The organism is Falsirhodobacter sp. alg1, assembly GCF_000739715.2.
Lineage (GTDB): Bacteria > Pseudomonadota > Alphaproteobacteria > Rhodobacterales > Rhodobacteraceae > Falsirhodobacter.
This window is the reverse complement of sequence record NZ_BBJC02000141.1, coordinates 1-484: the sequence shown is the minus strand read 5'-3', so window position 1 is coordinate 484 and position 484 is coordinate 1. Positions and strand designations below refer to the sequence as shown.

1 pseudogene is annotated in these 484 nt (G+C 56.8%); it reads left to right on the top strand.

Annotated elements, in window-relative coordinates:
* A pseudogene (locus tag TR36_RS16280) lies at positions 1-313 on the top strand (hypothetical protein); the annotation flags it as partial.
* Positions 314-484 lie beyond the last annotated feature (171 nt).

Below are 484 nucleotides of genomic sequence, written 5' to 3'. Positions count from 1 at the left end.
GGGAAACGAGATCGAAGGGCTGACTGCCCAACGCACGGCGCTGGACAGGCAGGCCGATCTGATCGGGCGTGAACTGGAGGATCAGCGCATATTGCTTTCGAAAGGTCTGACGCAGGTCAGCCGTGTGATGGCGCTGGAGCGGGCTACCAAAACTGCTAGCTGCGGCGGCCGACGCATCGCCTGCGGCGCCAGGTGCATGCGCGGCTCTTTGCGCAGAACTCAGCGACGGCTGCTGGGAGGATGCAAATGCTGTGAGTGCAGCATTCCCCAACGGGAAATGGTCGAAGGAACAAGTTACCATCAGAATCGATGACGTCCTCGAAGCAGTCGTTTTATTCAACTTCAAAAGGGGTATCGCCTTGATTGACTCCAGCAATCAAAACACGAAGCCAAGATCTGCCGCCACGTCGAAGCGGCGGGCTTCTCTATGAACATCGTTCCGATCCGTTCTCAGGAAAGTTACGAAGCTTCTCTTGCGAGAGCA